Origin of the sequence: Actinotignum inguinis, from assembly GCF_051265835.1 — a bacterium.
In the GTDB taxonomy this organism is placed as follows: domain Bacteria; phylum Actinomycetota; class Actinomycetes; order Actinomycetales; family Actinomycetaceae; genus Actinotignum; species Actinotignum timonense.
On record NZ_JBOZDP010000013.1, the window covers coordinates 29,739 to 50,536 of the forward strand.

Consider the following 20,798-nt stretch of genomic DNA (forward strand, 5'->3'; position numbering starts at 1 on the left):
AAGCGGGGGTAATTCCGCAGATAAACACCCAGGTGATCGCTAATCTGGCTGTTCCCCGCGCAAGCGGGGGTAATTCCGAGGGCCGTAGCACCTGGACTTATAGCCGGGACTGTTCCCCGCGCAAGCGGGGGTAATTCCTTGCGTTTTATGCGCTAGCGTGTCCTGCTCAGCTGTTCCCCGCGCAAGCGGGGGTAATTCCGCCGCGCAGCACAGAAGGCGGGGTTGCCGAAGCTGTTCCCCGCGCAAGCGGGGGTAATTCCTTGCGTTTTATGCGCTAGCGTGTCCTGCTCAGCTGTTCCCCGCGCAAGCGGGGGTAATTCCGCCGCGCAGCACAGAAGGCGGGGTTGCCGAAGCTGTTCCCCGCGCAAGCGGGGGTAATTCCGATATCTTCAGAGCGCTGCACGCTCAGCTCCCCTGTTCCCCGCGCAAGCGGGGGTAATTCCACGCACGCGAATACTGGGAAACCACACAGTTTCTGTTCCCCGCGCAAGCGGGGGTAATTCCTGGATTATTCAAGAAGCCCGTCTACACCTGCTCTGTTCCCCGCGCAAGCGGGGGTAATTCCCAGCGGCGGGCGGCGCGGGATTTCTTTTATCACTGTTCCCCGCGCAAGCGGGGGTAATTCCCAGCGGCGGGCGGCGCGGGATTTCTTTTATCACTGTTCCCCGCGCAAGCGGGGGTAATTCCGGCTGAGAAAGAGGCAGTACGCGCCGGGGAAACTGTTCCCCGCGCAAGCGGGGGTAATTCCTCTTCGCGCATGGTGGCAAGCCGCGTGAAAACCTGTTCCCCGCGCAAGCGGGGGTAATTCCTAGGCGTTTATATGCGTCGGTAGTTGGCATCACTGTTCCCCGCGCAAGCGGGGGTAATTCCCGGCATACTAGCGCTAGGTGGCCGCTTATCGTCTGTTCCCCGCGCAAGCGGGGGTAATTCCATCGAAAAGCACGGCGACGCAGCTAGCGCGATCTGTTCCCCGCGCAAGCGGGGGTAATTCCGGGCTTACGGGGCACCCGTAAGCTTGAGTCATCTGTTCCCCGCGCAAGCGGGGGTAATTCCGCGCCCAGGCCACCCACCAGCGGGTTTATCGCCTGTTCCCCGCGCAAGCGGGGGTAATTCCACTGAGACCGGCGTCCCTGAGGATATCGGCTACTGTTCCCCGCGCAAGCGGGGGTAATTCCGGGGGTGGACAACGCGATTTCTTCTACCGACCCTGTTCCCCGCGCAAGCGGGGGTAATTCCTCCTCAAATACGGAAAAGCAAGTGAAAAATATCTGTTCCCCGCGCAAGCGGGGGTAATTCCGTGAAGAATTCATCATCTGGGCAGAAAAATACCTGTTCCCCGCGCAAGCGGGGGTAATTCCGCTTGCCGCGTGCCACCCGTCAAGTTGCATTGCTGTTCCCCGCGCAAGCGGGGGTAATTCCACAGATTAAGGAAAACGGCGCGGACACGGTGACTGTTCCCCGCGCAAGCGGGGGTAATTCCGGATTTTATGGCTTTTGTGGATGACGGTTCGCCTGTTCCCCGCGCAAGCGGGGGTAATTCCCCGGGGCGGGGGCTGTACCGCGTGATGGATGCCTGTTCCCCGCGCAAGCGGGGGTAATTCCAGTCAAGATCACGCTCGAGGGCGGCGGCAAGGCTGTTCCCCGCGCAAGCGGGGGTAATTCCATGGTGATGCGGGTCGATGAGCTGGAGAAGGACTGTTCCCCGCGCAAGCGGGGGTAATTCCCATCGAGCGTGCGGATGGGGCGATCTACCAGCCTGTTCCCCGCGCAAGCGGGGGTAATTCCGTGACCATCGCGGCATGGATTGGAAAGGATAACTGTTCCCCGCGCAAGCGGGGGTAATTCCATTATCGGAGGGAAATACCCGCGTGTCTTGACCTGTTCCCCGCGCAAGCGGGGGTAATTCCCTGCCACTCCAGCCCAAGCAAAAGCGGATTATCTGTTCCCCGCGCAAGCGGGGGTAATTCCTATACGTAGCTTGCTGCGCGGTGCGTGGGGAGCTGTTCCCCGCGCAAGCGGGGGTAATTCCACCACGCGGCCGGGCTATCCAGACCAGCGCCGCTGTTCCCCGCGCAAGCGGGGGTAATTCCGGGTGGCACGCGGCAAGCGTTCTAGTCAAGCTCTGTTCCCCGCGCAAGCGGGGGTAATTCCTAAAACCCTATGGAAAACCACCGTTAAGGCACCTGTTCCCCGCGCAAGCGGGGGTAATTCCCGTATCGAAATGGGTAAACGGCAACTCTTTGCCTGTTCCCCGCGCAAGCGGGGGTAATTCCCATCAAGGCCGGCCTGATACCGGATGTTATCCCTGTTCCCCGCGCAAGCGGGGGTAATTCCATTAGCCACCTGTTGCTGCCAGGGCATGAGCTCTGTTCCCCGCGCAAGCGGGGGTAATTCCGGCAGGGGGGCGGTAGTCCAGCGAGGGCACTCTCTTCCCCGCGCAAGCGGGGGTAATTCCGCGGTTATCTTGTTTGAGGGCTTGCAAGAGGGCTCTTCCCCGCGCAAGCGGGGGTAATTCCGATGACCGGGAAAATGGTTGACCGCGCGATCACTCTTCCCCGCGCAAGCGGGGGTAATTCCATAGCGATACGTAGCGATACACCACCAGGAACCTCTTCCCCGCGCAAGCGGGGGTAATTCCATGCGAGCACAAAGACAACTCAGCGGTATGTACTCTTCCCCGCGCAAGCGGGGGTAATTCCCTTACTTTCGCGATTGGATAAACCATGTATGCCTCTTCCCCGCGCAAGCGGGGGTAATTCTAAGCTGGGAATCCAGATTCAAATTGATCGAATCTCTTCCCCGCGCAAGCGGGGGTAATTCCTGCGATGCCGTGGACTGCACAAAGCCCGCTTCCTCTTCCCCGCGCAAGCGGGGGTAATTCCGCTCCAAACCCAAGTGACATACCCACGCTTGGCTCTTCCCCACGCAAGCGGGGGTAATTCCTTTCCCCTCGGTCTGGAAATAGGGGACACGGTCTCTTCCCCGCGCAAGCGGGGGTAATTCCCTTCACATCCCGGAAATGAAATCACGCGAAGACTCTTCCCCGCGCAAGCGGGGGTAATTCCCGTGATAGTGTCACCACCCGGCATAAGCAAAGCTCTTCCCCGCGCAAGCGGGGGTAATTCCATCGACGGGAACCGCCCCGGTCTGCACTTACGCTCTTCCCCGCGCAAGCGGGGGTAATTCCATTTGGACGACGGGGGCGCCTAGTTGCGCGGTCTCTTCCCCGCGCAAGCGGGGGTAATTCCGAGGGCGAACTCGAGGATATCGCCGCCGAGGCCTCTTCCCCGCGCAAGCGGGGGTAATTCCCAGAAGGCCGCGCAGGATGCTATCGCCCGCGCCTCTTCCCCGCGCAAGCGGGGGTAATTCCTATCGAGGTGTATCTCCGAGGGGGATTCTGAGACTCTTCCCCGCGCAAGCGGGGGTAATTCCCTACATGGCCTAAGACCACCCCGGCGGTGTCTCTCTTCCCCGCGCAAGCGGGGGTAATTCCCGCGAGGTGACCGCCTACCAGCCCAAAGTTTTCTGTTCCCCGCGCAAGCGGGAGTAATTCCACAAAAACGTACGTTCCGGGCAGATTCTTACCCTCTTCCCCGCGCAAGCGGGGGGGATTCCATTGATAGGGCGCTACGGCGCCCTATCACCGTATATAAGTAGCATTGAACCATGGATAAAGACACTTTCGCCGCTAGCCGGCGCCGCCTGCACCTATCAGTAAAGCAATGCGCCGCGGCCCTCGGCGTCTCACCCCGCACCCTGCGCGCCTGGGAATCCGGACGTGATCCTATCCCGCCCGGCGTCGCTGATGACCTCGCCGCGCTCATGCAGTGGCCCGCGCCACCTCACGTAAGCGACAGTAACCCTTCCCTGCGCAAGCGGGAAAATTATCAAGAACGCGTTAAACCGGAATGACTGATGCAAGTGCATCTGGTGACTACTAAGTCAGAAACTGATAGCGTAAGCGCCTATATAACCACGTTTCAGGCAAGCGTATTCCAAAGCATTTTCTCGTGGATTTCGAGAGTGAAACAGGTTTAACCAGTGTGCCGTGATTGTCATGGAAACTCCCCAAACAGCACACCTATGATTAATTCACAATCACACCGTCAACCGTCGACTTGCCAATGGCCCCGATTATTTCTGATGTGGGTGGCCTGCCTGACATGCGAAAAAGCTCGAAGCGGCTTTCAGGAGTTCGTTGACGTCGCGTAGTTCTTGGTTCTCCCGGCGTAGACGCATGTTCTCCGCAAGCACGTCTTCTTCCACCCACCTGACCGGCCCGTCCTTACGGGCTTGCTGAACCCATCGGCGGGCTGTGTGCCACGAAACATCAAATTTGGGTGCCACAGCCTTGCAAGCATCTTGTAAAGACATACCCTCGGCACGAACCTGATCCTCGACAAGATGAATAACACGGGCCTTAGCTTCCTGATCAAATTTCTTCGGCATAATCCAGATGTCCTTATCTACTCAAAAGGAAGAAACCCTCGGTCAGTTCACTTTCCCACACTCCCTTTTCTTTGAGATGAAACGAGACTACCAGAAATAAAGTACAGTACCAATACTCTTGACCCGTTTATATAATAAACCCTTCCGCTAATGCAAAGCTAGACATAAAAGCAATGACGCAAAACAGAGGTACTGTTACCCCCGCTCACGCGGGGAAAGCGGCCTGCCTAAGCAAAACACTAGACCCAGAAATACCCACGCCTCGGCGTGGAAAACCGCTCGCTACGAGCCTAGTCGGTGGAGGCGAATCTGGAAAACCAACACACATGAGAAGTTCTGCCACTCTTCCAAACCAGACGGCCACCCCACAGTCCCTAGAACAACGCCACCTTCTCCGGCGGCGGGAAGATCGCATCGAGCTCAGCGAGGTCCGCACTGCTCGGTTCCCACACCAGGGAGGCTGCATTCTGGCGGACTTGCTGCGGCGTCGTCGCACCGGCAATAACGGACGCCACGCACGGCCGCGCGGCCAACCACGACATCGCCACCTGCACCGGCGTCAAGCCGCGCGCCTGCGCGAACGCAACAAAAGCCTCAATCTGATCCCAGTCCGTGGACTCCAGCAGCGCCGCCTTCGAGTGCGCAATCCGCGAACCTTCCGGAGCCGCACCGCGCCGATACTTGCCTGTCAGCAACCCGTTCGCCAGCGGGAAGTACGGGAAAATGCCCAGGCCAAAGCGCTGCGCGGCCGGCACCACCTCGAGTTCCGCGCGCCGATCAATCAAGTTGTAATGCGACTCTGTCGCAATCGGCCCCACCAACCCGCGCGCAGCCGCCAGATGCGAGGCATCGGCAAGCTGCCACCCGGCGTGGTTCGACGTCGCGTAATACCGAATTTTGCCCGCCCGCACCGCATCCGACAGCGCCTCGAGCGTCTCCTCGGGCGGCGTCACACCATCCGGCGTGTGATAAAAATACAGGTCAATCGCCTCCACGCCGAGCCGGCGCAACGATGCCTCCAAGGCCCGCGTCACGTAGCGCCGCGAACCGCGCGCCCCGTAATCCGCACCGTTGCGCCCCTGCATATCCATACCAAATTTTGTTATCACGACGACGCCGCGGGCCAGCTCACCCGCTTCCCGCAACGCCGTTCCGAACATAATTTCCGAAAGTCCGGGCTCTTTGCCGTACACGTCGGCAAGGTCGAAGGTGGTGATTCCCTCTTCAAGCGCGGCCCGCACGACGGCATTCGTGCCTTCTTGCGTTTCGGTTCGCGTGTGGGCGCGGCCAAAATTATTACCACCGATGCCGACGGCGGATACCATCAGGCCGGACTTCCCTACCGGGCGATACGTCATTGTCATACCGCCAGCCTAGCGGACACCGGCCGCGTCCGTTCGGCAGCTCGGTTACGATGAGGGAACAGTGCTCACCTGTGAGCGGTGTTTTCAGGCGCGGCCCTGCAGGGAATTATGAGGCTCGGAGCGCGCCACCACCACCGAGGGAAAGAGGGCTTGCCACTATGCAAGATTCTGCGGCGCAGCAGCACCAGCACAACGGCTATCCGGAGGAACCGCGCCAGATCCGGCGCGTCGTCCTCCTCACTAACCCGACCGCGGGAAAGGGCCGCGCTACTTCTCTAGCTGCCCATATGACCGCCGAGCTGCTCAAACACAACGTTGACGTGGTAGGGCACTACGCCACCACCGTCGCGGAAACTCGCAAGAATGCCAGATTAGCACTAGCCGATCCCAATATCGACGCGTTGGTTGCCTGCGGTGGGGACGGACTGGCGAATCTCATCGTGCAGGAGCAGGCCGGCACCGGCAAGCCGCTCGGCTTGGTTGCTGGCGGAACAGGGAACGATATTGCGCGCGGGCTTGGTATTCCGCTCGACGTCGCCGGGGCCGCCCGCACCATCGCATCCGGGTATACAGTGATCACCGACCTGGGCCTGGCCATTCGCGAAGTAAACGGTGTTTCCCAACCCGAGCGCCGCTATTTCGCCTCGATTCTCGCAGCTGGGATCGATACCCGCATTAATGCTCGCGCCAAACAAATCAGGTGGCCGGGTGGCTCGGCCGCCTATTTCCTCGCGGTTCTTGCCGAAGTGGCGGCCATGCGCACCACCCCGCTCACCTTGAGTATCGACGGCGGCGAACCCTTCACTCTGGAAGCTACCCTCTGCGCGGTGGGTAATACCCGCAGTTATGGAGGTGGGATCCGGATGTGCTCGCATGCGGATCCGCGTGATGGCAAGCTGGCCCTCACCGTCGTCGGCCCGGTATCGCGCCGCACCGCGGCCCGCAACCTCCGCAATATCTACACCGGAGATTTCTCCAAACTGCGCGATATCGTCACCCAGATTCAGGTCAACAGTGTTCGCCTGGAGATGCCCGGTCTTATTCCCGCGGTCGACGGCGAAGACCTCTTCCCCACCCCGCTCAGCGTAACGGTGGCCGCCGGTGCCGGCTGTTTCCTTGTTCCGCCGCCGCGCGCGTAGCTCAACTCGGCCCCACGCGCGTAGCGACCCAGATACGGATCGTCAGCTAGGCCAGCGTCGCGCGCGTAGCTCAACTCGGCCACGCGCGCGTAGTAGTTCAACCAGCCCCACGCACGCAGCGCAACTCAGCCCAGCCCCGCTAAGCGATCCGGTACATCCACCCGAAGGGATCTTCGCGAGTACCGTTTTGGATTCCGGTCAGCTCCTCATAAATCCGCTGGGCCACGGTGTGGGTAGGCAGCTCGACGCTGAAGTCTTCCCCGGTGAGCTGGCCAATGGCAGTCACCACGGCCGCGGTCCCGCAGGCGAACATTTCCGCCACGCTACCGTCCTGAATTCCGCTCACCACATCGCGCAAAGCGAGGGTATCTTCGCGTACCTCCACCCCGGCGCGGCGCAGCAGCTGCATAATGCACGAACGGGTATTACCAGGCAAGATATTACCGGTAAGTTTCGGGGTGGCCACGCTGCCGTCGGCGTAAACCACGAAGACGTTCATCCCGCCCAGCTCATCAAGGTTCGTAGCGGTTGCGGCGTCGAGGAAAAGAACCTCATCGTAGCCGGCAGCGCCCGCGGTGACCTTGGGCAGCAGCGAGGCCGCGTAGTTCCCGCCGGTCTTCGCCGCGCCCATGCCGCCGGGGCCGGCACGGTGGTAATCGGGCTCCACCCACACCTTGATGGGCTGGAAACCGTTGGAGAAATACGCCCCGGCCGGCGAGGCGAGCACGATGTACTCGTAGGCCGCGGCCGCCCGCACCCCGAGGAAAGCTTCCGAAGCGAAAATGAAGGGCCGCAGGTACAGCGATTCACCCGCCGCTCCCGGAACCCAGCGCCGGTCCTGGCGCACCAGATCCACCAGCGAGGCCACGAAATCATCCACAGGTAGCTCCGGTATAGCGAGCCGATGCCCGGAGAAGTTCAGGCGCGCCCCGTTGTAGGTGGGGCGGAATAGCCACAGCGATCCATCCGCATGCCGGTAGGCTTTCAGGCCCTCAAAAACTTCCTGACCGTAGTGGAGCACCGCGCCGGCCGGGTCCAGGCTGAGCGGCCCGTAGGGCACGATGGCGTGGTTATGCCAGCCCTTTTCCGCGGTCCAGGTTGCCCGCGCCATATGATCGGTGAAGTAGCGGCCGAAACCGGGGCTGGCCAGGACCTGGCTGACCTCCTCTTCGCTGGCCGGGTGCTCATTCGGATGCACAGCGAACCGCCCCGCGAGGCTATCCGCCGGCGCGGGGGTGGTAGCGGCAGCTTCCATTTCTTCCGGAGTCATCGGAACGCTCATACCTGAGTCCTTCTTTCTTGGTGGTGATCCTTAGCGGTTATCTTCCATAGCGGCGAGAATAGCATCCCCGATCTGGGTGGTTGTGCGGCGCAATGGCACACCGCGCGCCGAGGCCTCGGCGCGTGCTTCCATATCCCCCCGGATAGCCGCCTCAATACGCGCGGCCGGCCCGGCGAGCCCGAGGTGGCGCAGCATCAGCGCCACGGAGGCAATGGTCGCCGTCGGATCGGCTTTCCCGGTCCCCGCAATATCCGGTGCCGAACCGTGGATCGGTTCGAACATGGAGGGGAAATCTCCTTCAGGGTTAATATTGCCCGACGCCGCAAGCCCCACTCCCCCGCTTACCGCCCCGGCTTCGTCGGTCAGAATATCGCCAAACAGATTATCCGTCACGATAACGTCGAAACGCTGCGGGTCGGTCACCAGGTAAATCGTGGCGGCATCCACATTGCAGTAATCAACGTTGACATCCGGGTACTCCGCGGCGAGGCGATCAACAGTGCGCTGCCAGAGTCCGCCCGCGTGCACGAGCACATTGGTTTTGTGGACGAGGGTGAGGTGGCGGCGAGGCCGGGAGGCGGCCAGCTCGAAAGCATAGCGCACCAAGCGCTCAGTTCCGTGAGCGGTGTTGACAGATACTTCCGTTGCCACTTCGGTGGGCATGCCACGGTGAACACTGCCCCCGTTGCCCGAGTACAGCCCTTCGGTCCCTTCGCGCACCACCACCAGGTCAATATTTCCCGGTTCCGCCAGCGGGGTGGGAACCCCGGGATAGAGCACACTGGGCCGCAAATTAACGTAGTGGTCGAAGGCGAAGCGCAGCCGCAGCAAAATCTCCCGCTCGAGGATTCCCGCGGGCACCCGCGGATCCCCGATAGCCCCGAGCAGCAGCGCATCATGCCCGGCCAGCGCCTCTAGATCCGTGGCGCTCAGGGTTTCCCCGGTATCCAGGTAGCGTTGCGCCCCGATACTATAGGGAGTCACGCTTAGTTCCGTGCCGCTTTCCGCCAGCGCGGCGCGTAGCACTTTCAGGCCTTCGGGCACAATTTCCGGACCGATGCCATCCCCGGCAATAACGGCGAGATTAATAGAGGCGCGCATGTGGATGAGTATACGAGATCCGTCCACCTAGTGAGACCAAATATCTCACTCTGCGAGACGCCCGCGCGCGGCGTGGCGACGCGAAGATGCGTTCTTTCGGGAGGTTAGGTACGTCTCCTGGAGCCGGCGCCGCTCTCCTCGTAGAATTGAATTCTTGAATCTCTGGAGGCAAGGTTATGGCGTTCGATTCAACTATCGTCATTGTTGGCGGTGCTCGCATCCCCACGGGGAAGTTCCGCGGCTATTACGCGACTACTCCCGCGCATGAATTGGGTGCGGCGGCGGCGCGCGCGGCGGCGGAGCGGGCCGGTATCCCGATGGCGGATGTGGATGATTTCGTGGTGGGGTGCGTGGGTCAGACCGGTGCCGATGCCTATATTTCCCGCCGTATCGCGCTCACCGCCGGGGCACGCGCCTCCTCCACTGCCCTGACTGTCAATCGGGTGTGCGGCTCCGGGGTGCAGGCGTTGGCTAGCGGCGCGAGCGCCCTGCGCTCGGGGGACGCGCGCATCGTCATGGCCGGCGGTGCGGAAAATATGACGCGCCAGCCGGTGATGGATTTTTCGCGGGCCGGCCACCTCGATGGGCCCGAGCACGTGGATGGCACATTTTCGCTGATTTCTGATCCGTTCTCGGGCCGGCCGATGGGCTGGACGGCGGAGCGGGTGGCGGAAAAATTCGGTATTTCGCGCGCCGAGCAGGATGCTTTTGCGGCCCAATCCCAGGCCCGCGCCCAGGCTGCCATCGCATCCAGGGCTTTTGATAAGGAAAAGGTCCCTTTCACGATTGATGCCGGGAAGCCAACTGAGCGCGTCGTCGTTGCTGAAGAGTATCCACGCACGGGCGTGACCGTTGAAACGCTCAGTCACCTGCGCCCCGTTTTTGCCGCGCACGGCACCGTGACGGCCGGTAATTCTTCTGGGATTAACGACGGCGCAGCCATGCTTGTCCTCATGCGGGAAGAGGATGCGATTGCGGCGGGTGTGGATATTCTGGGTGAGCTGGTGGATGTGGCGACCGTCGGCGTGGAGCCGGAGTATATGGGTTATGCCCCGCGTTTGGCTATTGAGAAGGTGCTGGAGCGCACCGGCTTGAGCCGGGCGGATATTGGTTGGGTGGAGCTTAATGAGGCTTTTGCCTCCCAGGCGATTGCGGTGATTCGTGATGCGGAGTTGGATCCAGAGATCGTTAATCCGCTGGGCGGAGCGATTGCGCTGGGTCATCCGGTGGGGGCCTCGGGAGCGATTATTTCGCTGCGTGCCCTCCTCAACCAGCGCGAACGCGGGATTGAGCATTCGCTTGTGACGCTGTGTATCGGCGGCGGGCAGGGCATCGCCGCGATTATTCGCGCCCGCTAGCGGCGCCCCGCCGCAACCGCCGCCTAATTCTTGAATGCGTGTACCGGCGCCGGGATGGTGCCCCCGCGGGCGATGAAGGCCGCGCTGGAATAGGGGCTGACCGGCATGACCGGCGCACTGCCAAGCAGCCCGCCGAATTCCACGGTATCGCCTTCGCTCAATCCTGTTGCGGGGATGACTCGCACGGCGGTGGTCTTGGAGTTCATGATGCCGATGGCGGCTTCGTCAGCGATCATGCCGGCGATGGTCGCGGCCGGGGTATCCCCGGGCACCGCGATCATATCCAGGCCCACCGAGCAAATCGCGGTCATGGCTTCGAGTTTGGCTAGGCTAATGGCGCCGAGCCGCGCGGCTTCGATCATGCCTTCGTCCTCGGAGACCGGGATGAAGGAACCGGAGAGCCCGCCCACGTGCGAGCAGGCCATGAGTCCACCCTTCTTCACCGCGTCATTGAGGAGGGCGAGGGCCGCGGTGGTGCCGTGGGCGCCCACGCGTTCCAGGCCCATGGCTTCCAGGGCCCGCGCCACCGAATCTCCCACTTCCGGGGTGGGAGCCAAAGAAAGATCGACAACACCGAAGGGCACCCCGAGGCGCTGGGCGGCCAGCTGCCCCACCAGCTCCCCCATGCGGGTGATCTTGAAAGCACTGCGCTTGATTTCTTCCGCGAGTTCATCGAAGGAAGCACCTTCCGCAGCCGTAATCGCCCGGGTAATAACGCCCGGCCCGGATACCCCCACAGACACCACGCAATCGGGCATTTCCACCCCGTGGAAAGCCCCGGCCATGAAGGGGTTATCCCCCACCGAATTAGCAAAAACGACTAGCCGAGCAGCCCCGGAACCCTTATCCGTGCGGGCGGCGAGTTCGCAAATGGTCTCCCCCATGCGCGCCACCGCGCTCATATTAATTCCGGCGCGCGAAGTCCCGATATTAACGGAGGAGCACACCACCGAGGTGGCGGCCAGCGCGGCGGGAATCGAATCGATGAGCGCCTCGTCCGCCCGCGTCATGCCTTTTTCCACCAGTGCGGAGAACCCACCCACGAAATCCACGCCGATGTCCCGGGCGCATTCATCGAGCATAACCGCCCACGGGGTGAGATCCTTTTCCCCACTTGCCGCGGCCACCATAGCAATCGGGGTCACGGAAATGCGCTTATTAATAATGGGAATGCCCAATTCCGCTTCGATTTCCTGGGCCACCGGCACCAGGCGCGCGGCCCGCTCCATAATGCGGGCGCGGGCCCGTTCGCGAGCGCGCTCGCCATCAGAATCCGCGCAGTCGAGCAGGGAAATTCCCATGGTGACGGTGCGGATATCGAGGCGGTCCTCGCGAATCATCGCGAGGGTTTCCAGAATGTTGTGGGCAGTGGGCTCACTGCTGGCATACATAGGTATTCTCCCGTTCCTGTGCGCGTTCCCATGCACGTTGGCGTGCGTATTCCCGTGCGTGCTATTGTGCGTGTTCTCGCTTCTGTGCGTAGTTCCCGTGCGCGCCGGCCGGAAATAGGCATCGGACCGGACGCTACATCGGCCGACCCTAGACGCGATGCATGGCGCGGAAAATGGAATCCGCCTGCACGTGAATTTCGAGTGCTTCCGCGGAGCCCAACTCCGCCATGGCCTGCTGCACTTGGGTGATGGAGCTACCCTCCGGGAGCGCCACTTCGAGGATCATGGTGAAGTACTCATCCATGAGGGTCTGCGTCACGTTGATGATATTTACCCCGAGGCGGGCGAGTTCAGCGGAGACGGCCGCAATAATTCCGGTGCGGTCCACTCCGGTCACAGTCATGATGGCTTTCATGGCCTCTATTGTGCCACGCCGCTACGACAGTTTTTTCGCCCGCTTCGCCCCGCGCGCGACCGTGCGCTTAGCGCCGCGCTACAACTGGGCAGCGCCGCGCCCGCCGCACACCAACCGCTCGCTATCGCCCCACTTACTTCAGCGGCGCGAGGAATTGGTCCAGGTTGCCGTTATTCGGGTCGCTCACCAGTTTCTCGTCAATAACGACGGCGGGAATGTACTTCATGCCGTCCGCGAGGAATTGTTCGCGCAGCTGCTTGAGGAGAGGGAGGTACTCATCCCCCGCCAGCGTGGTGCGCAAGCTTTCCAGCTGCGCCGCATCCAGGCCCACCCGGGTGGCAAATTCTTCAATCAGAGCCGGATCGGGCTGCTGGCGCTGGGCACGATCCACGTGCTTGACCACCGGGATGGAGCCTTCTTTATAGAGCAGCTCGTGGAAATCGAGGTATTTATCCGGGGCGTTGACCGCGAACCACACTTCGGCCTGCTCCCCCTTGACGCTGTAGGGCGATTCCTCGAAGCGCATATTCGGGTGGTAGACCAGGGTGATCTTCCCGTCTTTAGCCATCTGGATGAGTTCTTCGCCGTGGTCGCGCACCAGGTCATTGCACCAGGGACACCAGTAATCGGAGTACACCCGCACCACCGGCTTGCCTTCGTTAACGCTTCCGGCCACCCCGTCCGCCCCGATGGGAATGCCGCCCCATTGATCGAGGGGCGCCGGGATTTTCTCCGTCACCACATTGGCGCCGCGCTGGATGGGCACCAGATGAGCGGGTTCTTTAGTCGCGCTCGGAGTCGCGCTGGCGGTGGGCCCGCTGGGCGCCGTCGTACTATCTGTGGTGGCGGCCACGGTAGGTTTCACCCCCGGTGCGTCCGAAGTATCGGTGCAGGCAGCAAGGCCGAAGGCCAGTACCCCGAGGAAAGCGAAAGCGGAACGACGACGCATCTGCGGCCTTTCTCCCAACAGAACTGAACTCATGCAAACCGGCCCACCCGCGGTACCTTGCCGCGAGCGGGCCGGCTAACTGGCGCTCATCCTAGCCGCCCCACCTGGGAACGGCAACAACGGCGGTCACGTCGCGCGCGCCCACAGCGCGCCCGGTTTCGCGCACCGTGCACGCACCGTCGCGCACCGTAGTCACGTCGCTTAGCGCGCCGTCTGCCCATCGGTGTAATCGGCGTCCACGTCGGTATTCCACGCGAACATGGAACGCACCTCGCGCCCGGTGGCCTCCAGCGGGTGACTTTCGTGTTCGGCGCGCAGCTTCTTGAATTCGGGGGCGCCGGCATCCTGGTCGTCGATGAAACGCTTGGCGAAGGAACCGTTCTGGATATCGGCCAGCACGTCCTTCATATGTTCCTTGACATCCGGGGTGATCACGCGCGGGCCGGATACGTAATCGCCGTATTCGGCCGTATCCGAGCAGGACCAGCGCTGCTTGGTCAGCCCGCCTTCGTTGATGAGATCAACGATGAGCTTGAGTTCGTGGCACACCTCGAAGTAGGCCATTTCCGGCTGGTACCCGGCTTCCACCAGGGTCTCGAAACCGTAGGTGATGAGCTGGGAAACCCCTCCGCACAGCACGGTCTGCTCGCCGAAGAGGTCCGTTTCGGTCTCTTCCTTGAAGGTGGTCTTAATGGCGCCGGCGCGGGTGCCGCCGATCGCCGCGGCGTAGGACAGCGCCACGTCCCAGGCCTGCCCAGAAGCGTCCTGTTCCACACAGACGAGCACCGGCACCCCGCGGCCGTCTTCGTACTGGCGGCGCACCGTGTGCCCCGGGCCCTTCGGCGCCACCATACACACATCGTGGCCGGCAGCCGGCTTGATATAGCCGTAGTGAATATTGAAACCGTGGGCGAAGAACACCGCGGCGTCGGCCTTGAGATTCGGTTCGATTTCCGCGGCCCACAGCCCGCGCTGGGTCTGGTCCGGCACCAGAATCATCACGACGTCCGCTTCCTTGGTGGCATCGGCCACGGAGCGCACCGTCAGGCCCTGCTCCTGCGCTTTCGCCACGGAGCTGGAGCCTTCGCGCAGGCCCACCACCACGTCCACGCCGGAATCGCGCAGGTTGAGCGCGTGGGCGTGCCCCTGCGACCCGTAGCCAATAATGGCAACCTTCTTCGACTGGATGAGGGACAGATCGGCATCGGCATCATGGAAAATTTCTGCCATGGTTTTCTCCTTTTGTTGGGTCGGGGCCAGGCCCCACGGTTGTCGTTGTCTCGGTTTCGGTTTCGTTGCGGTCACGGCGCCGCGTTGCGTGCGGGCCCGTATTAAGTACGACGACGCCGCCAGCTGGCCGCGCGCCACTCTGGCTTAGATGCGCCCGCGGGCGAGCTCCTCCGGGAAGTTACCCGGGTCTCCCGCCATATCGGCGGTGACGCGTTCGGAAAGCGAATGCGCTCCGCGCCCGAGCGCCACGGTTCCCGACTGCACAATTTCCCGGATCCCGTAGGGTTCCAGGGCGGTGAGCAGGGCACCGATTTTACGGTCGGAACCGGTGGCTTCAATGGTGACGGCATCCGGCACCATATCCACCACGTGGGCGCGGAAAAGATCCACCACCTGCACCACGTGGGAGCGAGTCGTATCATCAGCGCCCACTTTAATGAGGACGAGGCGGCGCAGCACCGCTTCCTCACTGTCCAATTCCACGATTTTGATGACGTTCACCAGCTTATTGAGCTGCTTGGCCACCTGTTCGAGGGGTTGCACCGCGGCATCGACCACCACGGTGATACGCGAGAGCGCCGGATTTTCCGTTTCTCCCACGGCGAGCGAATGAATATTGAACGCGCGGCGGGCGAAGAGCCCGGCCACCCGCGTGAGCACTCCGGGTTTATTCTCCACCAGTACGGAGAGCGTGTGGCGCTGCGGCATTGTTATCCTTCCTTTCGTGGCGGCTCGAGCGGCGAAAATGCGCTACTCACGCGAAGTTCTCATCCACTTCGGGGCGCAGCCCCTTGGCGTACATAATCTCATCATTGGATACCCCGGCGGCAACCATCGGCCACACTTCCGCATCCGGTGAGGTAATAAAGTCGATCACGACGGGGCGGTCATTGATCTCCATGGCGCGCTGGATGGCGGTGTCGACGTCGTCCTTCTTCTCCACGCGCCAGGCCGCGCAATCATAAGCCTCAGCAAGTTTCACGAAATCGGGGATACGGCGGGTGTTATTCCCGGTTTCCAGATCGGTGAAGGAATAGCGCCCCTCGTAGAAGAGGGTCTGCCACTGGCGCACCATCCCCAGCGAGGAGTTATTAATAACAGCCACTTTGATATTGATGTTATTGAGGCGGCAGGTGGCCAGTTCCTGATTGGTCATCTGGAAGGAGCCGTCGCCATCAATCACCCACACGGTGCGTTCGGGCTGGCCCACTTTCGCGCCCATACCGGCCGGGATACCGTAGCCCATGGTGCCCGCTCCCCCGGAGGACAGCCAACGGTGCGGATGCTCGAAGTGCAAGAATTGCGAGGCCCACATTTGGTGCTGGCCCACCCCGGTCACCCAGATAGTGTCTTCACTTCCGGCCACGGCGCCCAGGCGCTCGATCACGTATTGCGGGGAGACGAGGCCGTCATCCGTGGGGGCGTAGCCGGCCGGGTAGGTTTCCCGCAGGCGGTTGAGGTAACCCCACCAGGGATCCAGATTCGCTTCCCCGTACTGGGCGCGGGCCGCGCGCACCTCCGCGAGGAGTGCGGGAACGGATTGCGCCAGATCCCCGATAATTGCCACGTCCGCGGTGCGGTTCTTGGATACTTCGGCCGGGTCAATATCGAGGTGGATAACCTTCGCCTTCGGCGCGAAACCGTCCAGGGCCCCGGTCACGCGGTCATCGAAACGCGCGCCCAGCGCCACGATAAGATCGCTGCGCTGGAGGGCTCCCACCGCGGGAACGGTGCCGTGCATCCCCGGCATCCCCAGGTTATGGGGATGGGAATCGGGTACGGTGCCGCGGGCCGGCAGGGTGGTGACCACCGGGGCACCGGTGAGGTCGCTCAGCTCGGTGACCTCGCGGGAAACCCGGGCGCGCACCGCCCCTCCCCCCACGTAGAGCACGGGGCGGGCCGCGGTGGCAATAAGCCGGGCAGCTTCGCGTACCGCAGCGGAATCCGGCTGGCCGGCCGGGCGGTATCCGGGCAGGTCCAGGCGCGGGGGCCACACAAATTCTGTTTCTTGGTTCTGCGCGGATTTCGCGATATCCACGAGGACGGGGCCGGGGCGCCCGCTTGCCGCCAGGTAAAAAGCTTCGGCCAGGCGGGCCGGAATATCATCGGCATCGGTGACGAGGAAAGAATGCTTGACCATGGGCATGGTGGCACCCACGATATCGGCTTCCTGGAAGGCATCGGTTCCGATGGCCGCCGCTCCCACCTGGCCGGTGATGGCCACCAGCGGGACCGAATCCATATTGGCATCGAGCAGCGGGGTGACAAGGTTGGTAGCCCCCGGACCGGAGGTGGCCATTACCACGCCCACGCGCCCCGTTGCTAGCGCGTAGCCTTCGGCGGCGTGCCCGCCGCCCTGTTCGTGGCGCACCAGGATATGGCGGGGAGAATCGCTATCGTACATCGGGTCGTAGGTGGGCAAAATAGCTCCGCCGGGCAGCCCGAAGACGACATCAACACCGAGTTCCGCTAAGGTGCGGACAATGGCGCGGGCGCCGTCCATTTTTTCGCGGATCTCACCGGGATGGTCCCGGCGGGACGCGGCCGACGCGCTCATCGCGGATGCATTCATCTCGGATGCGGCCATGGTTCCTCCTTCAACCTGGTTCACCTGGTTCTTCGGGCCTGTTCTTCCGGTATCAACGAGCGGGGTGCAAGCGTGGTGGTTGGCGCATAAAAAATCCCCTCACGTGAGGGGAGCGCGCAACCGGTGGTGCGCGCTACCTCACTACGATAATAAGAAGAATCTGAGCCATGCCCTTCAGACTACCGGAGCGCGGTCCCCGAGCGCTAAAAAGATCAATCTGTCTCACATCGTGGATTTCGGTTTCATTGTTCGGACAGTTTTCCGCGGTTTTTCGAGAAGCGTACTCTGGACGCGTGAGCTTTTCGCACCGGCCGCCCGCCCCGCAGCACCCGAACCACCTGCGTTATGCCGCACGGGCGGTTTTGCGCGCCGGCTTACTCCTCCTTGCCAGCGGCGCCTCCGCTTACCGGGTCAAACATTCCATGGAGCGCACCGCCCACGCCCTGGGGATCCGCACCACCCACGCCGCGGTCTCCTTCACGGAGATCACGGTCACCTGCTACGGCTGCGGGGATGTGTGCACCCTCACCGGGGAGCAACGCACCCTCGGCGTGAATGCCGCCCGTATTGACGCCCTTATTGTGGCCATTGATGCTCTCCCGGCCGGCTCCACTCCCGCGCAGGTCACGAGCGTTCTCGATGAGGCGATTGCGCGGGCCCGCAGCTATCCGGCCTGGGTGCTGGCGCTGGTGTCCGGGCTGGCCTGCGCCTGTTTCTGTTTCCTCAACCGGGGCGGGGTGGTGGAATGCGCCGCGGTCTTCTTCGCGGCGAGCGTGGGGCAGGCGGCGCGCGGGTGGCTGGCTCGCCGCCTCGTCAATCATTTCGGGATTTGGTTCCTGGTGGGGGCGCTGGCCGCGCTGCTCTATCTGGCCACGGTAGGCGTTGCTGAGGCGTGTTGGGATATTGCGGTGGTGCACGAAGCCGGGGTGGTTTCCGCCCTCCTCTTCCTCATTCCCGGTTTCCCGCTGGTCACCGCGATGCTCGATACGATTCGCGCTGATTTTTCCGCCGGGCTCACCCGCGGTGCCTATGTCACCATGCTCATGCTGGCCGCCGGGATGGCGGTCTGGGTGGTCACCGTTATTTTCGGTACCGATATTGCCCCGCATGCCGCCTACGTGATCCCCGAGCCGTGGCTGGCTCTGGCGCGCGGTGCCGCGACCTTCGTGGCATCCTACGGTTTCGCCATGCTTTTCACCGCGGAGCAGGGCGCCGCGCTGCTGGCCGGCGCCATCGGCGCGATTGTCAATGCCGCGCGCCTGACCGCCCAGGACGCCGGTTTCTACAATGTGGCCGCGGTTTTCCTCGCGGCCCTCGGGGCGGGGGTGCTCGCCCACCTCCTCACTCGCCGCACCCGTTTTTCCCGGGTCTCGCTGAGCGTACCGGCCGTCGTCGTCATGATTCCGGGGGTGGTATTTTTCCGCGGCCTGCACGCCATTAATGCCGGACAGATCGCCCAGGCTGCCGGCGCGCTCACCAATGTGGTGCTGGTGATCTGCGCGGTGGGTGCCGGGGTGGCGGCCGCGCGCATGATCACCGACCGGCACTGGCTCATGGAGCCACCCCACGAGCTCAGCCCGGCCTTCGACGAGTAGCGAATAGCGGCCGGGGCCCGTGCGCGCGCCGCCGTAGAGGCACCGGCCCACAAACCCGCAGCCGCGACCAGCGCGACCGCGGCACCTAATCCACCCGGCCGTCCACCACCCGCACCGCCCCGCGATCCGCCGAGGTGGTCAGCATCGCGTAGGCCCGCAGCGCCTTAGAAACATGCCGGTCCCGCTTCTCGGGGCGCCAGGGCAGCTCGCCCATCTGGGCGCGCCGCTCGGCCAGTTCTTCTTCGGACACATCCATGGCGAGCAACCGGGTGGGCACGTCGATAATAATATGGTCACCTTCGCGCAGCAGCGCAATATTGCCGCCCGCGGCCGCCTCCGGGGACACATGCCCGATGGACAGGCCCGAAGTTCCCCCGGAAAAACGCCCGTCGGTAATGAGCCCGCACACCTTCCCGAGCCCCAGGCCCTTGAGGTAGGAGGTGGGATACAGCATTTCTTGCATCCCGGGCCCACCCTTGGGGCCCTCGTAGCGGATCACCACAATATCGCCCGGTTCCACCGCTTTGGACAAAATAAGTTCGACGGCGGCCTCTTGGGAATCGACCACCCGGGCCCGCCCTTCGAAATGGAAAAGCTCTTCGCTAATCCCGGCCGTCTTAATAACCGCACCGTCCTCGGCAAGGTTCCCGCGCAGCACGCACAGCCCGCCGTCCTTGGTATAGGCGTGATCGGCGCTGCGAATACAACCGTGTTCCCCGTCCAGATCCGGGCTTTCCCAGGTGGAATCCTGCGAAAATGCACGGGTGGTGCGCACGTTCCCCGGCGCGGCACTGAAAAGATCACGGGCCTGCTCGGAGGGCGCCACCCCGCGAATATCCCAGGTTTCCAGCCAGGATTTCAGGTCATCGGAATGCACCGAATGCACCGAATCATCAAGCATCCCCGCCCGGTACATTTCCCCGAGCAGCGCCGGAATCCCGCCGGCGCGGTGGAAATCCTGAATATGGAATTCGGTGGAATTCGGGGCGAGCTTGACCATGCAGGGCACCCGCCGCGAGAGCGCGTCGATATCCGCGAGCGTGAAATCCACGTGGCCTTCCTGGGCGATGGCCAAAATATGAAGCACGGTATTGGTGGAGCCACCCATGGCCACATCCATGGACATGGCGTTGGTAAAGGCCGCTTTCGTCATAATATTGCGCGGCAGCACGCTGGCGTCGTCGTCGTTATAAAAACGTTTCGTGAGCGCGACGATACGTTTCCCAGCCTCCTCGAAAAGCCGGCGGCGCCGGGTGGCGGTGGCGAGGGTCGAGCCGTTGCCGGGAAGGGACATGCCCAGTGCTTCGGTCAGGCAATTCATGGAATTTGCGGTGAACATGCCCGAGCAGGAACCGCAGGTGGGGCAGGCGTTTTCTTCCACGCGCGCGAGCTCGTCGTCCGTGATGGAATCGTCCACGGCCAGGGCCATCGCGTCAATGAGGTCAATATTATGATCGACGACGCCTTCCACCGGCTTACCCGCCTCCATGGGACCGCCGGACACAAAAATAGTGGGAATATTCAGGCGCATGGCCGCGATGAGCATACCGGGCGTAATTTTATCGCAATTAGAAATGCAGACGAGGGCGTCCACGGTATGCGCATTGCACATATATTCGATGGAGTCGGCAATAATTTCGCGGCTGGGCAGCGAGTAGAGCATGCCCTCGTGACCCATGGCGATGCCGTCGTCCACGGCAATGGTATTAAATTCGCGCGCCACCCCGCCGTTCGCCTGGATCACGTCCGCCACGATTTTCCCGACGTTGCGCAGGTGCACGTGCCCGGGAACGAATTGGGTGAAGGAATTAGCGATGGCAATAATCGGTTTTCCGAAATCTTCCGAGCCCATCCCGGTGGCGCGCCAGAGTGCCCGCGCCCCGGCCATATTCCGGCCTGTTGTTGAGGTTGCCGATCGCAGCTGCGCCATTATTCCCC

The 20,798-nt window shown here is 62.6% G+C and carries 15 protein-coding genes and 1 CRISPR repeat array (1 of these 16 only partly in view); of the genes, 4 read left to right on the plus strand and 11 right to left on the minus strand.

Annotated elements, in window-relative coordinates; translation table 11 throughout:
* Positions 1–3,615: direct repeats of the CRISPR family, unit length 29 nt; unit sequence CTGTTCCCCGCGCAAGCGGGGGTAATTCC (it extends 1,661 nt beyond the left edge of the window).
* Positions 3,616–3,666: 51 nt separating this feature from the next.
* The gene (locus ACRQFC_RS06975; protein ID WP_284897353.1) at positions 3,667–3,912 is read left to right on the plus strand and encodes a helix-turn-helix domain-containing protein; all 246 of its coding nucleotides are present in this window, start codon (positions 3,667–3,669) and stop codon (positions 3,910–3,912) included.
* A gap of 222 nt (positions 3,913–4,134) precedes the next feature.
* Here the strand turns inward: ACRQFC_RS06975 and ACRQFC_RS06980 are convergent, their stop codons facing one another.
* Both ACRQFC_RS06980 and ACRQFC_RS06985 read right to left on the minus strand, forming a co-directional pair.
* Positions 4,135–4,449, minus strand: a complete 315-nt coding sequence (locus tag ACRQFC_RS06980) for a hypothetical protein (protein ID WP_284897355.1) — start codon at positions 4,447–4,449, stop codon at positions 4,135–4,137.
* A 374-nt stretch (positions 4,450–4,823) separates the two neighbouring features.
* On the minus strand, positions 4,824–5,813 hold the full coding sequence (locus tag ACRQFC_RS06985; RefSeq protein WP_284897356.1) for an aldo/keto reductase: 990 nt from the start codon (positions 5,811–5,813) through the stop codon (positions 4,824–4,826).
* Positions 5,814–5,971: 158 nt separating this feature from the next.
* Between ACRQFC_RS06985 and ACRQFC_RS06990 the strand changes: the two genes are divergently transcribed.
* Positions 5,972–6,952 carry a diacylglycerol/lipid kinase family protein gene (locus ACRQFC_RS06990; RefSeq protein WP_284897358.1) on the plus strand — a complete coding sequence of 327 codons (981 nt, stop codon included), beginning with the start codon at positions 5,972–5,974 and terminating at the stop codon, positions 6,950–6,952.
* 139 nt (positions 6,953–7,091) lie between these two features.
* On the opposite strand, the gene ACRQFC_RS06995 is transcribed toward ACRQFC_RS06990, so the two are convergent.
* Both ACRQFC_RS06995 and ACRQFC_RS07000 read right to left on the minus strand, forming a co-directional pair.
* Positions 7,092–8,234 (minus strand): branched-chain amino acid aminotransferase, encoded by a 1,143-nt coding sequence (locus ACRQFC_RS06995; RefSeq protein WP_284897360.1) that lies wholly within the window; start codon positions 8,232–8,234, stop codon positions 7,092–7,094.
* 30 nt (positions 8,235–8,264) lie between these two features.
* Positions 8,265–9,335, minus strand: a complete 1,071-nt coding sequence (locus tag ACRQFC_RS07000) for a 3-isopropylmalate dehydrogenase (RefSeq protein WP_284897362.1) — start codon at positions 9,333–9,335, stop codon at positions 8,265–8,267.
* Between the two features lie 176 nt (positions 9,336–9,511).
* Between ACRQFC_RS07000 and ACRQFC_RS07005 the strand changes: the two genes are divergently transcribed.
* Positions 9,512–10,693, plus strand: coding sequence for a thiolase family protein (locus ACRQFC_RS07005; protein ID WP_087071098.1), 1,182 nt, complete (start codon positions 9,512–9,514; stop codon positions 10,691–10,693).
* A gap of 23 nt (positions 10,694–10,716) precedes the next feature.
* Here ACRQFC_RS07005 and ACRQFC_RS07010 read toward each other — a convergent pair whose 3' ends face one another.
* The 6 genes from ACRQFC_RS07010 to ACRQFC_RS07035 form a co-directional block, all read right to left on the minus strand.
* Positions 10,717–12,084, minus strand: coding sequence for a PFL family protein (locus ACRQFC_RS07010; protein WP_284897364.1), 1,368 nt, complete (start codon positions 12,082–12,084; stop codon positions 10,717–10,719).
* 148 nt (positions 12,085–12,232) lie between these two features.
* Positions 12,233–12,499: an ACT domain-containing protein gene (locus tag ACRQFC_RS07015; RefSeq protein ID WP_284897366.1), complete on the minus strand. Its 267-nt coding sequence runs from the start codon at positions 12,497–12,499 to the stop codon at positions 12,233–12,235.
* 133 nt (positions 12,500–12,632) lie between these two features.
* Positions 12,633–13,448, minus strand: coding sequence for a DsbA family protein (locus ACRQFC_RS07020; protein WP_284897367.1), 816 nt, complete (start codon positions 13,446–13,448; stop codon positions 12,633–12,635).
* Positions 13,449–13,649: 201 nt separating this feature from the next.
* Positions 13,650–14,678: a ketol-acid reductoisomerase gene (gene ilvC / locus ACRQFC_RS07025; protein WP_284897368.1), complete on the minus strand. Its 1,029-nt coding sequence runs from the start codon at positions 14,676–14,678 to the stop codon at positions 13,650–13,652.
* A gap of 144 nt (positions 14,679–14,822) precedes the next feature.
* On the minus strand, positions 14,823–15,386 hold the full coding sequence (ilvN, locus tag ACRQFC_RS07030) for an acetolactate synthase small subunit (protein ID WP_026429557.1): 564 nt from the start codon (positions 15,384–15,386) through the stop codon (positions 14,823–14,825).
* Between the two features lie 46 nt (positions 15,387–15,432).
* The gene (locus tag ACRQFC_RS07035) at positions 15,433–17,265 is read right to left on the minus strand and encodes an acetolactate synthase large subunit (RefSeq protein ID WP_284897369.1); all 1,833 of its coding nucleotides are present in this window, start codon (positions 17,263–17,265) and stop codon (positions 15,433–15,435) included.
* A 293-nt stretch (positions 17,266–17,558) separates the two neighbouring features.
* On the opposite strand from ACRQFC_RS07035, the gene ACRQFC_RS07040 reads away from it, so the two are divergent.
* Positions 17,559–18,860, plus strand: coding sequence for a threonine/serine exporter family protein (locus ACRQFC_RS07040; RefSeq protein ID WP_284897371.1), 1,302 nt, complete (start codon positions 17,559–17,561; stop codon positions 18,858–18,860).
* Between the two features lie 85 nt (positions 18,861–18,945).
* Here the strand turns inward: ACRQFC_RS07040 and ilvD are convergent, their stop codons facing one another.
* Positions 18,946–20,790 (minus strand): dihydroxy-acid dehydratase, encoded by a 1,845-nt coding sequence (gene ilvD, locus ACRQFC_RS07045; protein ID WP_284897372.1) that lies wholly within the window; start codon positions 20,788–20,790, stop codon positions 18,946–18,948.
* Positions 20,791–20,798 lie beyond the last annotated feature (8 nt).

Excerpts from the sequence above, each read along its gene's own strand:
- ACRQFC_RS07000 (WP_284897362.1), bottom strand. The coding sequence starts at position 9,335 with ATGCGCGCCTCTATTAATCTCGCCGTTATTGCCGGGGATGGCATCGGT.
- ACRQFC_RS07015 (WP_284897366.1), bottom strand. The coding sequence starts at position 12,499 with ATGAAAGCCATCATGACTGTGACCGGAGTGGACCGCACCGGAATTATT.
- ACRQFC_RS07010 (WP_284897364.1), bottom strand. The coding sequence starts at position 12,084 with ATGTATGCCAGCAGTGAGCCCACTGCCCACAACATTCTGGAAACCCTC.
- ilvD (WP_284897372.1), bottom strand. The coding sequence starts at position 20,790 with ATGGCGCAGCTGCGATCGGCAACCTCAACAACAGGCCGGAATATGGCC.
- ilvN (WP_026429557.1), bottom strand. The coding sequence starts at position 15,386 with ATGCCGCAGCGCCACACGCTCTCCGTACTGGTGGAGAATAAACCCGGA.
- ACRQFC_RS06990 (WP_284897358.1), top strand. The coding sequence starts at position 5,972 with ATGCAAGATTCTGCGGCGCAGCAGCACCAGCACAACGGCTATCCGGAG.
- ilvC (WP_284897368.1), bottom strand. The coding sequence starts at position 14,678 with ATGGCAGAAATTTTCCATGATGCCGATGCCGATCTGTCCCTCATCCAG.
- ACRQFC_RS07020 (WP_284897367.1), bottom strand. The coding sequence starts at position 13,448 with ATGCGTCGTCGTTCCGCTTTCGCTTTCCTCGGGGTACTGGCCTTCGGC.
- ACRQFC_RS06975 (WP_284897353.1), top strand. The coding sequence starts at position 3,667 with ATGGATAAAGACACTTTCGCCGCTAGCCGGCGCCGCCTGCACCTATCA.
- ACRQFC_RS06995 (WP_284897360.1), bottom strand. The coding sequence starts at position 8,234 with ATGAGCGTTCCGATGACTCCGGAAGAAATGGAAGCTGCCGCTACCACC.
- ACRQFC_RS06985 (WP_284897356.1), bottom strand. The coding sequence starts at position 5,813 with ATGACAATGACGTATCGCCCGGTAGGGAAGTCCGGCCTGATGGTATCC.
- ACRQFC_RS07035 (WP_284897369.1), bottom strand. The coding sequence starts at position 17,265 with ATGGCCGCATCCGAGATGAATGCATCCGCGATGAGCGCGTCGGCCGCG.
- ACRQFC_RS07005 (WP_087071098.1), top strand. The coding sequence starts at position 9,512 with ATGGCGTTCGATTCAACTATCGTCATTGTTGGCGGTGCTCGCATCCCC.
- ACRQFC_RS06980 (WP_284897355.1), bottom strand. The coding sequence starts at position 4,449 with ATGCCGAAGAAATTTGATCAGGAAGCTAAGGCCCGTGTTATTCATCTT.